Annotated in this window: 11 protein-coding genes; 8 read left to right on the top strand and 3 right to left on the bottom strand. The window is 43.0% G+C overall.

Going from position 1 to position 13,877, the window contains the following annotated elements; all coding sequences use genetic code 11:
- The first annotated feature begins 56 nt into the window (after nt 1-56).
- From CSV63_RS15570 to CSV63_RS15555, 4 genes are all read left to right on the top strand, one after another.
- Nucleotides 57-1,778: a sigma-54-dependent Fis family transcriptional regulator gene (locus tag CSV63_RS15570; protein WP_099696630.1), complete on the top strand. Its 1,722-nt coding sequence runs from the start codon at nt 57-59 to the stop codon at nt 1,776-1,778.
- Nucleotides 1,779-1,900: 122 nt separating this feature from the next.
- The gene (locus CSV63_RS15565; RefSeq protein ID WP_099696629.1) at nt 1,901-3,076 is read left to right on the top strand and encodes an iron-containing alcohol dehydrogenase; all 1,176 of its coding nucleotides are present in this window, start codon (nt 1,901-1,903) and stop codon (nt 3,074-3,076) included.
- A 33-nt stretch (nt 3,077-3,109) separates the two neighbouring features.
- On the top strand, nt 3,110-4,570 hold the full coding sequence (locus tag CSV63_RS15560; protein ID WP_099696628.1) for a CoA-acylating methylmalonate-semialdehyde dehydrogenase: 1,461 nt from the start codon (nt 3,110-3,112) through the stop codon (nt 4,568-4,570).
- 253 nt (nt 4,571-4,823) lie between these two features.
- Entirely contained in the window at nt 4,824-5,429 is a 606-nt protein-coding gene (locus CSV63_RS15555) for a transposase (RefSeq protein WP_099696627.1), read from the top strand.
- Nucleotides 5,430-5,758: 329 nt separating this feature from the next.
- Here CSV63_RS15555 and CSV63_RS15550 read toward each other — a convergent pair whose 3' ends face one another.
- From CSV63_RS15550 to CSV63_RS15540, 3 genes are all read right to left on the bottom strand, one after another.
- Nucleotides 5,759-7,042: a GntP family permease gene (locus CSV63_RS15550; RefSeq protein WP_099696626.1), complete on the bottom strand. Its 1,284-nt coding sequence runs from the start codon at nt 7,040-7,042 to the stop codon at nt 5,759-5,761.
- Nucleotides 7,043-7,150: 108 nt separating this feature from the next.
- Complete coding sequence (locus tag CSV63_RS15545) at nt 7,151-8,665, bottom strand: CoA-acylating methylmalonate-semialdehyde dehydrogenase (RefSeq protein ID WP_099696625.1); 1,515 nt, start codon at nt 8,663-8,665, stop codon at nt 7,151-7,153.
- Nucleotides 8,666-8,698: 33 nt separating this feature from the next.
- Complete coding sequence (locus CSV63_RS15540) at nt 8,699-9,607, bottom strand: NAD(P)-dependent oxidoreductase (protein WP_158233979.1); 909 nt, start codon at nt 9,605-9,607, stop codon at nt 8,699-8,701.
- Nucleotides 9,608-9,856: 249 nt separating this feature from the next.
- On the opposite strand from CSV63_RS15540, the gene CSV63_RS15535 reads away from it, so the two are divergent.
- The 4 genes from CSV63_RS15535 to CSV63_RS15520 all read left to right on the top strand — a co-directional run bounded on the left by CSV63_RS15535 (nt 9,857) and on the right by CSV63_RS15520 (nt 13,726).
- On the top strand, nt 9,857-10,465 hold the full coding sequence (locus CSV63_RS15535; RefSeq protein ID WP_099696623.1) for a TetR/AcrR family transcriptional regulator: 609 nt from the start codon (nt 9,857-9,859) through the stop codon (nt 10,463-10,465).
- Nucleotides 10,466-10,689: 224 nt separating this feature from the next.
- A complete protein-coding gene (gene adhP, locus CSV63_RS15530; protein WP_099696642.1) occupies nt 10,690-11,703 on the top strand; it encodes an alcohol dehydrogenase AdhP in 1,014 nt (337 codons plus the stop codon).
- 217 nt (nt 11,704-11,920) lie between these two features.
- The gene (locus tag CSV63_RS15525) at nt 11,921-12,151 is read left to right on the top strand and encodes a hypothetical protein (RefSeq protein WP_099637407.1); all 231 of its coding nucleotides are present in this window, start codon (nt 11,921-11,923) and stop codon (nt 12,149-12,151) included.
- 183 nt (nt 12,152-12,334) lie between these two features.
- Complete coding sequence (locus CSV63_RS15520) at nt 12,335-13,726, top strand: SGNH/GDSL hydrolase family protein (protein ID WP_099696622.1); 1,392 nt, start codon at nt 12,335-12,337, stop codon at nt 13,724-13,726.
- The last annotated feature ends 151 nt before the right edge of the window (nt 13,727-13,877 follow it).

The raw sequence follows: 13,877 nt of genomic DNA, 5'->3' as shown, positions 1-13,877 counted from the left end.
CTTTTGAGCTATAATAAAGCAACACAAAGTAAAATAGATATCTTCTGGAGGCTCTCATGTTTAAAGACGCATTTATTAATACACTCATACAATTTGAAAGCGATAAAAAGTGGATGTCTGTAGCCAATTGGATGAATGAAAACCCGACAGTCATTCAAGTCGGTAAAACTTTGCTCGAAGCGGCTAAAGTTCTGAAGGAATGGAAAGTCGAGTTTCTTCCGATTGTCGATTCGCACCATAGACCGATTGGCATGTTGACTCTCCATCATATACTCGAAGTATTTGTGGCTGGGCACGACAAGCATATATTGCTTGAGACGCTGTTGCCGATGCCGATAGCGGAAGTGGATGAACAGACATTGCTGAGTGAACTTCCTTTTGACTCCAACGATGCACGGATCTTCGTTGTGACAAATCAACAAGGCGAACTCACTGGTCTATTAACTCAAAAGGAAATTTTCAACGGACTGTCAGCATTAATGGAAAGTTATATACAAAATGAAAAAGTTTCGGATATTTTAACTGTCATACTTGAAAAAGCGTTTGAAGGAATTGCTGTCGTGGACGAAAATGGGATGATTGTTGAATTCAATAATGCATATAGTAAATTTACAGGTGTTCCCCGATCTGAGGCAATCGGAAAACATGTGACGGATGTCATCGAAAACACCAATTTACATGAAACCGTCAAAAAAGGGATGCCCGAAAGAGGCGTTCTACAAAATATACAAGGACAGGACATGGTCGTGCATCGAATCCCTGTCTGGAAGAACGGCAAAGTAGTCGCAGCCATTGGAATGCTGATTTTTGAAGGGGTTTCGGATATTTACCGAATCTATGAACGATTGCAATTGCAGAAAGTCATGAACGATACAGAACTTCCTCCCCTATCATCCGACGGCTTTTCGAGTCTCAATCAAATTATCGGAACGAGTGAAGCCATATCCGACTTAAAAAGAAAAGCTCGGACTGCCGCACGAACGCAAGCCGTAGTTTTATTGTCAGGCGAAAAAGGCACGGGGAAAAACGCTTTCGCAGAAAGTATTCACCAGTTAAGCCCCCTCGCCTCCAAACCTTTCACGATCATTCACTGTGCGGTACAGGGACCGAAAAAAGTGGAGGAACAGCTTTTCGGTAAGGGTGGAATTCTCGCTTCCGGAGAGCCAAGCACACTGTACTTGCAAGATATAGATCGGTTATCCATGGCGATTCAATTGAAGCTACTGGCATTTTTAAAACAAGCTTCCGATGACTTCTCCATTCAACTCATTATTTCCTCTACACAGAATTTGCATGAATTAGCGGAAAGAGATGCGTTCAGTTCGGAATTATACGCTCAATTAAATCCATTGCAACTGTCTATTCCGGCACTTCGTAACAGGAAAGAAGATATCCCGTACTTACTGTCGCATTATATGCAGGAAGTCTGCTTTTCCCATAAAATAGCCGAAAAGTCTTTTACAACGTCAGCTATTTCCTGCTTGATGAATTACCAATGGATAGGCAATATCGAAGAATTGATCGATGTGGTGGAAGACTTAATAAGTGTAGTAGGCTCCGCTAGTATTGACGTGACAGACTTGCCAAAAACGATTCTAGATGAACAAAGTATTTACACTTTGGAAACCGTCAGAGAAAAACAAGACGTGGAAGAAAAAAAGATGATTCTTGATTTATTGGAGAAAACAGAAGGCAATAAGTCAAAAACTGCCGAGCTACTTGGAATTCATAGAACGACTTTATACAAAAAATTAAAAAAATTTAATATCTTGACCTGAGTGTAGCGCAAGTGCTACACTCGGTTTATTGATAAAAGTGTAGCCTTGACGCTACACTTTTATTTTACTCATTTCAAAAGCACTACTCTAGTACAAATAATAGTAGATGAGGAGCTGACTGAATGGAATCTTGCAAAACGTTTCATATGCCGTCGACGATACTGTATCAACAACATGCTTTTGAACAGGTCGGTGAAAGAGCAGTAGTTCTCGGTAAAAAAGCCTTGATCATCAGTGATCAAATTATGCAGACGCTCGGTTACGTTGCCAATTGCCAAGATAAATTATCGGAACATTCCGTTAAGAGTACCGTATTTCTCGGTGTAGCCTCTGAACCAAATGATCAATACGTAGAAGAGGCATTGCAATTGTATCAAGACGAAAATTGCGACTTGATCATTTCATTAGGCGGCGGAAGCTGTATCGATACAGCTAAAGCGGTTGCAGTCGTTGCGACTAACGGTGGAAACATTGCAGAATACGTAGGCATGAAGAAAATTGCGCACATCACACCCGTACCTCATATCGCCATTCCGACTACTGCAGGAACCGGTTCAGAAGCAACTGACGTAACAGTGATCACCAATTCGACAACGACTGTCAAGATGATGATTAAACAACCTGCTTTCATGCCGAATATAGCCATCGTTGATCCCTTGCTGACTCTCTCATCTCCTCAAAAGGTTACAGCTGCGACGGGTGTAGACGCACTGAGTCATGCAATCGAAGCCTACATATCCAAAAAGTCTCATCCGATGACAGATATGATGGCTTTGTCGGCAATCCAGTTAATTTCAAAGAACTTGCAGGCAGCATTCACAGACGGTCAAAATATTGAAGCGCGAGAAGGCATGTCACTCGCTGCCCTCCAAGCCGGAAGTGCCTTTTCCAATGCATCTGTCTGTTTAGTCCATGGCATGTCTCGACCTATTGGTGCTCTATTTGACGTACCGCACGGTTTCTCGAATGCGATGCTATTGCCTGCCATACTGGAATATAGCAAAGATTCATGTATTAATAGACTGGCTGATATCGGTCGAATCTTCTCTTCCGAAGCATTAGAATTATCCAATGAAGAGGCTGCAGACATCGCAGTACAATCCGTTAAAAACTTATGCAAATCATTAGATATCCCGAATCTCGAAAAATGGGGAATACCTCGCGAAGAATTTGTAAGCGCTCTCACTAAAATGTCGAAAGATGCAATCGATAGCGGAAGTCCCGGCAATAATCCTAAAACACCTTCACAAGAAACCATCGCGGACTTGTATCAAGTATGTTATGAATACCAATTTTAATTTGACAAATCATTACACTAGGAGGTCATTTATATGACAACGAATTCGACACTAACAGTACAAAACTATATTAACGGTGAATGGGTATCTGCTTCGACTGATCAGACAGAGCCTGTATTTAATCCCGCAACTGGAGAGATAGTGGCATATGTTCCGATCTCGACAAAAGAAGATGTAGATACTGCAGTACAAGCTGCAAGCGAGGCATTCGTTACGTGGAAAGAAGTAGCTGTTCCACGTCGCGCACGTATTCTCTTCAAATACCAACAACTATTAGTAGACAACTGGGATGAACTCGCTAGAATCATCACTGTCGAAAACGGAAAAAACTTTACAGAAGCGCACGGCGAAGTACTACGCGGAATTGAATGTGTAGAATTTGCTACAGGAGCCCCTACATTGATGATGGGCGATAACTTACCGTCCGTCGCGGTAGGTTTGGAATCGGGAACCTATCGCTATCCGATTGGTGTCATCGGTGGAATCACACCATTTAACTTCCCGATGATGGTACCTTGCTGGATGTTCCCGATGGCCATCGCAACAGGTAATACATTTGTACTCAAGCCGTCCGAGCGCACACCGATACTAGCAAACCGCTTAGCTGAACTACTTGAAGAAGCTGGCTTACCTAAAGGTGTCTTCAATATTGTACACGGAGCACATGACGTAGTGAATAGCATACTAGATCACGAACAAGTCGCTGCCATTTCATTCGTGGGATCTCAGCCTGTTGCCGAGTATGTGTACAAACGTGGAACAGATAACTTAAAACGCGTGCAAGCACTCGCTGGAGCAAAAAACCACTCCATCGTATTAAAAGATGCGAACTTGGATAATGCCGCCACACAAATTATCAACGCAGCGTTCGGTTCAGCAGGAGAACGTTGCATGGCTTGTTCAGTCGTTGCAGTTGAAGATGCGATTGCGGATGAATTCGTTGAAACATTACGTAACAAAGCGAATGAACTGACAATCGGTAACGGTTTAGATGAGGGAATCTTCCTTGGGCCTGTTATTCGCGACGCACATAAAGAAAAAACAGAGCAATACATCGCAACAGGAGAAAACGAAGGCGCTACTCTGATTCGCGACGGTAGAGAAGACAGCGAAGCTAAAGGAAAAGGATACTTTGTCGGCCCGACGATCTTTGATCATGTAACGAGCGAAATGAAGATTTGGCAAGACGAAATTTTCGCACCAGTTTTATCGATCAGCCGCGTGAAAAACTTGGATGAGGCGATCCAATTATCCAACAAATCCAGATTCGCTAACGGTGCTTGTATCTTTACAAAAGACGGCGGAAATGTGCGCAACTTCCGCGAAAACATCGATGCCGGAATGCTCGGATTAAATATCGGCGTCCCTGCACCGATGGCCTTCTTCCCGTTCTCCGGTTGGAAAGATTCCTTCTATGGTGATCTTCATGCGAACGGTAAAGACGGATTGAATTTCTATACACGCCAGAAAGTGCTTACGGGTCGTTGGGAATAAGAGGTTTGTTGGGATGGTGGTGGGGACGTGGGGATGGTACCAGGTCCCCACACAATTCTCACACAATTCAAGTCTCAAAATATATAAAAATTGAAATCATCTGCTGAAATAGCGGCAAAGATTCAATTCTTCAAACTCGCAACAGGATTCGTATGCACTTTCTGTTTTCCAAAATTCAATAATGCCCTTTTGACCAAAATGAAACTTCTCCACTATACTCAATAGATTCACAAACTACTAGGAGGAGAGCTCAATGGCAAGACGTAAACGGAATTGGCGGCCAAATGCATACTACCATGTCGTCATGCGCGGCAATAACCGACAGAATATCTACGCTACCGAAGAGGATATGCTCCATCTGATGCGCTGCATAGGCCATGCATCGATCGATTATCATTTTACTGTTGTAGCGTTCTGTATCATGACAAATCATTATCACATTCTACTTCAATCTGAAGACAACCTATCCAACATCATGCGGCATATCAATCGGAAATACAGCGATTATTACGCTAAACGTTACGACTATGTTGGACAGCTTTATCAAGGTCGATATTATTCTAAGGAAGTAAAATCTACTTATGCAATGTTGGCCGTAAGCCGCTATATTCACCGAAATCCGATTGCAACAAAAACACCTATGGTTAAACATTTGGTTGAATACCCATTCAGTACATTCCCCTACTACCATTCTTCTACTTCGTCACCTTATCCTTATCTAGATATATCAAAACTTCCACACTGCCTACCTCCACCATTCGAGAAAACCACAGAAGCCTACGTTACCTATTGTTTGATGGGAACAGAAGAAATATTGCATATCTACAATAGTCGTGACATTCTAGAAGTGCCTACGTAACTCTATCAACAAAAATTCTGATACAACAGCATTTAAAAAGACTTCTAACCCATTGGTCAAGAAGTTTTTTTGGCAATAATCAAAAAGTTGCCTGAATAGTTCTTGAATTGTGTGAGGACCTGGTACGCCCCCAATACCTAGACAATTATCTGAATAGTTCCTGAATTGTGTGGGGACCTGGTACGCCCCCAATACCTAGACAATTATCTGAATAGTTCCTGAATTGTGTGGGGACCTGGTACGCCCCCCATGGTGCATAATTGTCTGAATAGTTCTCAAATTGTGTGGGGACCTGGTACGCTCTCAAGGACCTGGTACACCCCCACAAATCAATAAATCCCCATAATCCCAAGCGCAATCGCCGGGATCAATGACAACATCGGGAAGACAATCGCAATGACACCCATCTCTCTATACGATTCCTTATGCGTCATCCCTGTCACAATCAATATTGTCAAAATCGCACCGTTGTGAGGAAGGGAATCCAATCCCCCTGAAGCAATAGATGCAATGCGGTGAAAGGCTTCAGGTGCTGGACCCGTAGTGGTCGCAACCTCATAGTAATGCGAGCCTAGCGCTTCTAATGTAATACCTAAACCTCCAGAAGCCGATCCCGTCGCTCCTGCCAATACGTTTACCGCAATGGCTTCAGAGATTAATGGGTTCGCGTTGATTCCTAAAATTGCGTCGCTTAACTTTTCAAAGCCTGGAACCGATCGGACGATCGTTCCAAATCCTACTGCCGCACTCGTGTTGATCATCGCCATGACCGAATCGCTGGCGCCACTATTGACTGCTTTTGTGAAGCCTTTGAATTCTCTAATAGAAATGAGTAAAATGAGAACAATACCCGTTATCAACGCTATGACAATATCCCACTTTAAAAAGTTCAATGTACTAATGACAGCCAGTAAAGGTAGTAATGAAAGAATGATATGTGGATACTTCGTGCGTGGTTTTGCATTCAAATCCTCTGCACGTTCTTCGAAGACTTCCCCAGCTTCCCTTAACACGCGTACTCTCTGATTCAAATACACAATCGAACAGATAATCATGAATGCGGATGAAACAAGTCCGATAATCGGAGCGGCTGCCGCTGTCGTATGAAAGTACTGTGTTGGAATTAAATTTTGGATTTGCGGTGTACCCGGTAGTGCCGTCATGGCGAATGTCATCATTCCCGCCACAATCGTTCCTGGAAGAAGACGTCTGCTTATATTCGCTTCGCGGAACATATTAAGTGCCAATGGATAGACCGCGAACACGACAACGAACACACTCACGCCACCGTAAGCTAAAACACTTGCTGCCACTATGACCCCAATGACGGCACGCTCTTTACCAAAAACGCGGGATATTCCGATAGCTACTGAGTGGGCCATTCCACTATACTCCATCAACTTCCCGAAAATCGCCCCTAGCAAAAATACCGGGAACCATTGCTTAGCAAAGTTCACGAAACCTGTCATATAAGTGTCTGTATAGGCGTCAAGCAAATTCAATCCACCGAACAAAGCAACGATTCCTGCACAAATAGGTGCAATCCAAATGATCGACCAACCTCTATAAGCTAATACCATCAGTAACACTAAGCCTATGAATATCCCTAGCATACTACCCCTCCTCCAACTGGCAATGTACGACGTAAAGTGAAACTACTTTAGTATAGAAAAATAGCAGGATCGGAGTTAATTAGTCACTACGATCCTGCGTATGGTTAATCAGCTACTTGGGAAATCGAAATCGGTTTGGCTTTCTTCATTATAGGCAGTGTCGAACCATCTCTCAGACACCGTTTTCGTTTTCGTGAAGAAACGGACCGTATCGGGACCGAACATTTGCCCTTCGCCAAATCTGGAGCGTTTCCATCCACCGAAGTTATGGTAGCCAACCGGAATCGGAATTGGCACATTCACTCCGACCATTCCCACTTCAATTTGATCGGTAAACGTTCGTGCGGCTTTACCACTGTCGGTAAAGATTGTCACACCGTTTCCGTATTCATGTTCATTGATCAAGTCGATTGCTTCTTCAAGCGTATCCACTCTCACTACAATGCGTGCAGGGCCGAACACTTCTTCTTTATAGACATTCATATCTGCCGTCACATGATCAAGCAATGTCGGCGCCAAGTAATAGCCGTCTTCATTCGCCACGTTAGGGTTTCGTCCGTCCGCTGCTAGAACGGCTCCTTCTTCTACCGCCAAATCAATGGATTTTATAACGTTCGCTTTTGCTTCTGCACTGATCAATGGGCCGAAGTCTGCTCCTTTGTCATCGAATTTTCCGACTTTCAGTTCGTTTACTTTTTCCGTTAGCTTCGCAACAAACGCATCTGCTGTTTTCTTACCTACAGGAATCGCAGTAGAAATCGCCATACATCTTTGTGATGCGGCACCGTATGCTGCGCCTAGGAATGAATTCACTGCTGTGTCAATATCTGCATCCGGCATGATGACCATATTATTCTTTCCGCCACCAAATGCCTGGACGCGCTTATGATGTTTTGTTCCTTTTTCATAAACCGCTTCTGCTACTCTCGTCGAACCGACAAAACTCACAGCCATCACATCTTTGTTCGTAAGCAATGCATCCACTGCCTCTTTATCACCATTAACCACATTCCAAACACCCGCTGGCAATCCTGCTTTTGACCAAAGCTCTGACAGAATCAATGCAGAATGAGGTACTTTTTCTGAAGGTTTCAAAATCATAGCATTTCCTACCGCTACTGCCATCGTACTCATCGCAACAGGTACCATGACTGGGAAGTTAAATGGTGAAATACATGTCACGACACCTAAAGGCTTGTGCATAGAATAGGAGTTGATCTCGCCACCCACATCCACGGAATGCTCACCTTTTAATAGGTGTGGAGCGCCAAGCGCAAAATCCACCGACTCAATCCCGCGTGTGATTTCGCCTGTTGCATCGGAGAGCGTTTTTCCGTTCTCTTCACCTATCGCATAGGCTAGTCTATCTGTGTTTTCCAGAAGTAACGCACGGAACTTATGAAGGACTTCCATTCGTTTGCCAACCGAAACCTTCGACCAATGAGTAAACCCTTCTTTCGCTAGCTTCACCACTTCATTCACTTCTTCTGTGGATGCGAGTGGTACTTGTGCAATCTTCTCTCCAGTAGACGGATTAAACACATCTCCAAATCGTCCGCTTTTACCTTCTACTTCTTCTCCATTAATAAAATGAGTCAATGTCTGTACATCTGTTTTTTGCATAGGTCCATTCCTCCCAATTTATAGTAAATTTTCTTATACGTTTTGCTTTTGCTTATTCAACTTATCTTGGATCATCAAATACGAAGAAGACATATCTTCATGCGCATGACCCTTTTCTACTTCCGCTTCATAATACTCAATAAGTTGCGACGCAATCGGTAGCTCGCCGTCAAGAGAATCCGATACGTGTTTCGCAAGCTTCAAATCTTTTAATAATAATGAAGTCGTGAATGCACCTTTCGTATACTCATCCTGTGAAATATACGTCTTGTAGTTCCGTGTAAGAATGGTACTTGCGCCCGAGCTGACGTTGACGATGTCATAGACGATGTCCTGATCCACACCCGCAAGCCTCGCAAGTGAAAGCGCTTCCGCAACGGCTTGATTATGGATACCGGCCATCATATTATTGATGAGCTTTACAATCGTACCCACACCCGGATCGTTCCCTACATGGAAGACGTTCGACCCAATAGCCTCTAAATAAGGCAGTATCGATTCAAACGTATCTTTTTCACCCCCGACCATGATCGATAACGAAGCGTTCTCCGCTCCACTGACACTACCGCTAACCGGAGCGCCTAGATATTCAAGACCCAGCTTCAGCGCCTCTTGCTCAATCTTTCTGTTCAGTTCAGGTGAAATCGTACTCAAATCCACTAATACCAATGGCTTGGTGCTTTTATGAACAATTCCGTCCTCCCCTAAATACACACTTTCCGCAATAGCAGGAGTAGGTAAACTAGTGAAAACCAGATCTACTTCTTCTAGCAGCGAAGCAGTTGTCATTCCTACATGCCCACCCAGTTCTGCAAATCGTTTTTCGGATTCCTTATTGATATCCAATGCAAATATCGTGTAGCCATGTCCCAATAAATTCTTTGCCATCGGAAACCCCATATTTCCAAGACCGATAAATCCAATCTTTTTTCCGTTCGCCATACATACTCCCCCTTTTTTTGATTGCCCATTAAATGAAAGCGTTGTCATTCATCTTTAAAAAAATAAAAACCAAACTACCGAACTGCAAATCAATGAAAATAGGAACGTGTTTATTTCACATACCGTAGTCACATACTATGGTCACTCAATAATAAATAGTATTGTCTAAATAGTCAACCAATTTATTTAATTTAATAAAATATGCTATCATGGTCATAGTGAACAAGCATCGTAGAGGAGGAATCGAGTATGACAGAACTTACTTCTAGACAGATAAAAGCGCTAGAAACTAAACAAAACCTCCTTGAAAAAGGCTTGGAGCTTTTCCATGAGAAAGGTTTTGACAACGTAACCGTTGAGAGCATTGCGAAAGCATGTAATGTCTCAAAGGGAGCATTCTATGTTCACTATAGTTCGAAATATGATATTTTCTTGGAGAAATTTAAAGACATTGATGAATTCTATTTATCCTTTATCCCAAGCATACCAACGAATCTAAGCGCTTCAGAAAAAATCCTTCTTTTTTACAAAGGCCAAATGACGTATTTACGAGACGTATTGGGAAAAGACTTTGTCCATACCATTTACACAAGTGCACTAGCCTTAACAATGAATGAGGATCACTATTTAACCAATCAAAATCGACAACTTTACCAAATCATTCATTCGTATGTGGAAGAAGGAATCGAGCGCAAGGAATTTAAACAAGAGTTCTCGGCTGATTATATATCGATGCTCATCACACGTTGCATGCGTGGGACAATTTATGATTGGATTATTTTTAGAGAACGATTGGATCCTGTCGTAGAAATTCACCATATGACTTCTATTGTTTTGGATGGTTTGAAGGTTAAATAGTGTTCTAACCCCTAGCGGTCATACAATGTAGTTCTCTGATGATATAAAACACCTTCTTCTCTTTTGAAAGAAGGCGTTTTGCATACGGTAGTATTTTTCACGTAACGTGTACTAATCTGTAATCCTCCCACGTATAGATAGTCCGTAAGAGAAAAAGGGAGGAATCATTCATGAAACCAGCAATTCAAAACAGTAACGTAAGAGGGACTACAAAACAGACCACAATGAAAGCAGCGATCGTAAAAGAATTCCAGACAAAGTTGCAGATTGAAGACACACAAAAACCAACACCTGGCGCGGGTCAGGCATTAGTCAAACTAGAGGCATGCGGCGTCTGTCATACAGACTTACACGCAATCAACGGCGACTGGCCTGTCAAACCGAAACTTCCTCTCATTCCAGGTCATGAAGGCGTAGGAATTGTGGAAGCTATTGGACCGAACGTCACGGCTGTAAAAGTCGGAGATCGTGTCGGTATACCTTGGCTCTACTCTGCATGCGGTGAATGTGATTATTGTCTACAAGGAAAAGAAACGCTGTGCCACAGTCAAGAAAACGGTGGCTATTCAGTGGACGGTGGATACGCGGAGTATTGCCTCGCAGCGGCGGATTATGTCGCGAAAATTCCAGAAAACCTCAGCTCTGTTGAAGCTGCACCTATCCTCTGCGCAGGTGTGACAACATATAAAGCGTTGAAAGTATCCGGTGCAAAACCAGGAGACTGGGTCGCGATTTACGGTATCGGCGGATTGGGCCACGTAGCGCTCCAGTATGCGAAAGCTATGGGATTCAATGTAGTGGCAGTAGATATTGCGGATGAAAAGTTAGAGCTTGCGAAGAAACTCGGCGCTGACATTACAGTGAACGGCAAAAAGGAAGATCCTGCCGAAGCCATCCAACAACAAATCGGTGGCGTACAGGCGGCTATTAGCGTAGCTGTTGCTCAAGTACCTTTTGAGCAAGCGTATCGTTCCGTCAAACGTGGCGGCACGTTGGTCGCTGTCGGATTGCCACACGAAGATTTACCGATCCCTATTTTCAACACCGTGTTAAACGGAATCACAGTAAAAGGTTCCATCGTAGGCACACGAATCGACATGAAAGAAGCGCTTGATTTTGCGGCGCGCGGAAAAGTGAAAGCACAGATTGAAACGGCTCCCCTTTCCGATGTGAATGCAATTCTTGAAAAGATGGAAAAAGGTCAAATCAATGGACGTATTGTATTGACGTTTGATTGAATGTAAGTAAAGTCGTCTCTAGATCATCGCATATCGAGAGCATCACAACGAGGCTTCCCATCGGTTAATCGATGGGAAGCCTCGTTTTTTATAAATGATGTGGTTGGTCGAATCGCACGTTCTATATATAAACATTCTTTTATTATCGCAAACTGAGTGTATTGCATTACATCGCCTTGCTGAACGCGACATATAGTACAGCAAGGAGGTGAAATATATGTCGAAATGTGCAAAACTAAGCAATGAATGGCTTTTCTTCTTCGGGATTTTAGCCGGATATGCTTTGCTCGGTTTATTTTTAATCGTTCCGGGCTTATTGGCAACTCTCGCTGGAAGCTTATTGTTGTTTGCTCTTGCTGTGATTTTGGTGATCACTATCGTCTTGTTCGCCTTGGCGATCATATTCAAAGGCCTTTCCAGGCTGTTTCATATTCGTAAACACAAATAAGAGAACAACCGTCACTTTAGTAGTGGCGGTTGTTTATACATAGACAATAAAATGAATTGGTACCGGTTTCGAATTTTGCAGACTTTTCAGTATTCATGCTATAGTATTCTAGTACGAAAAAGTCAGAAAACTTTTTCGTGCACACAATGCATCACAATTCTTACTATCAGACAGGGGGATTCAATGAAAATCAAATCATGGGCAGCACTACTTTTTGCATTCTTTTTAAGTGTAGCGGTTGCTACAACAGGATTCGCGGCACAACCGGCTGAAGGGTATGATCCGGAAGACGGCATCTATGTAAAAGCGGAAAATGAGTACTATTATAAAGGACGCTACTCTAACGGGCGTGTCTTCTCCGAATATCTGGCAAAGGAATTGACCGGGGATTATGACAACTTGACAAACTATGCAGTTGGCGGTGCTTTTTCAGGTGTGTTATTTGGAACAGAAGGCAGCGAAGATGAACGTTCTAACTATTCTACTTTCCTAAAAGGTTGGAGCGCTGACCAGCAGGTGAAGACGTTTCTCGCAGAACATAACGGGAAAATTGATCCAGACGCTCTGTACATCATCAGCGTAGGTGGAAATGATGGCTATGCAGTAGAAGATCTTGGCGTAGATCGCACCGCAGAACTCGCGAGCGACTATTCTTTAAAGATGGTGCAAAATCTACTAGAAGGCGGTGCGAAATACATACTACTGCCCAATCGCTATGAGGATGACCGTAAAGGATTAACCGATTTTGAAGACATAAGAAATCAGCAAACCGTCCAAAAAATCAATGACTACTTGGCGCTGGATTCTACTCCAGACGATGTCCATGTTCTATATGGACATAATCAGCAGCTCAAAGAAAACATCGACGAACAAGGTTTTGAAAAATTCGGCTACAAAAGTATGGGATTCTATTTAATTTCCGACTGGGTCCCAGCATATGGCTATGCATTGGCCTCTGAAGATAACAGCGATGTTTTCCCGACTACAGAAAATGAGGAAACATACGGCGGCTATGGTCTCTACTCTACCGATAGCAAATACTACACGCCCGAAACTGCAGGATTTGAGCCAAATGATTTTTACTTGTATGACGAATATCATGTAAGCAACAAAACGCACCGCCACATGGCAGCCTATCTACTAAATAAAGATATAGAAACCGAAGACGGCCAGTTCAAGAACATCTACAACGGCGAACCCAATCCATTTGCCGAAGCACTTGCAGATGGCACCATCCCGTCTAAGTATTCAACGGTCTATACATTCGGTGACAGCAGTATCGACTCCGGTCGCGGCCTCAGTATAACGACCGAACTTGTAAACAATCGCGATAAACAAACATCAACTTCAAATGAAGAATCACAACATACACAACAGCAAAGCCCGTCAGCCTATACAGTAAAACGAGGCGACAATTTGTGGACAATCGTCAAAACCCACTATCCTAATATGCAGACCAACCAAGATATTTCACGGCAAGTTCAAGAAGTGTATGATGCAAACAAAGTTCAAATTGCACATCCCGATTTGATTTACCCAAACCAAACGTTTACACTTCCGGCTGCCAACGACTAATTAATCTATCGTGATAATTTAATTGTGTCGGGACTTGGTAACTGTTATAAAACTAAAAAAGGTTTTCTGATCATTACCATGGTCAGAAAACCTTTTAATTATATAGGAACCGTATCTCTTCTTGATGACACTATCCGCGACTGTACACTTC

Origin of the sequence: Sporosarcina sp. P34 (assembly GCF_002743375.1) — a bacterium.
Taxonomy (GTDB): Bacteria; Bacillota; Bacilli; order Bacillales_A; family Planococcaceae; genus Sporosarcina.
This window is presented reverse-complemented; position numbering and strand designations above follow the sequence as displayed.

Coding starts and splice junctions, on each gene's coding strand:
- CSV63_RS15520 (WP_099696622.1), top strand. CDS start 12,335: ATGAAAATCAAATCATGGGCAGCACTACTTTTTGCATTCTTTTTAAGT.
- CSV63_RS15525 (WP_099637407.1), top strand. CDS start 11,921: ATGTCGAAATGTGCAAAACTAAGCAATGAATGGCTTTTCTTCTTCGGG.
- CSV63_RS15555 (WP_099696627.1), top strand. CDS start 4,824: ATGGCAAGACGTAAACGGAATTGGCGGCCAAATGCATACTACCATGTC.
- CSV63_RS15540 (WP_158233979.1), bottom strand. CDS start 9,607: ATGGCGAACGGAAAAAAGATTGGATTTATCGGTCTTGGAAATATGGGG.
- CSV63_RS15565 (WP_099696629.1), top strand. CDS start 1,901: ATGGAATCTTGCAAAACGTTTCATATGCCGTCGACGATACTGTATCAA.
- CSV63_RS15550 (WP_099696626.1), bottom strand. CDS start 7,042: ATGCTAGGGATATTCATAGGCTTAGTGTTACTGATGGTATTAGCTTAT.
- CSV63_RS15560 (WP_099696628.1), top strand. CDS start 3,110: ATGACAACGAATTCGACACTAACAGTACAAAACTATATTAACGGTGAA.
- CSV63_RS15535 (WP_099696623.1), top strand. CDS start 9,857: ATGACAGAACTTACTTCTAGACAGATAAAAGCGCTAGAAACTAAACAA.
- CSV63_RS15570 (WP_099696630.1), top strand. CDS start 57: ATGTTTAAAGACGCATTTATTAATACACTCATACAATTTGAAAGCGAT.
- CSV63_RS15545 (WP_099696625.1), bottom strand. CDS start 8,665: ATGCAAAAAACAGATGTACAGACATTGACTCATTTTATTAATGGAGAA.
- adhP (WP_099696642.1), top strand. CDS start 10,690: ATGAAAGCAGCGATCGTAAAAGAATTCCAGACAAAGTTGCAGATTGAA.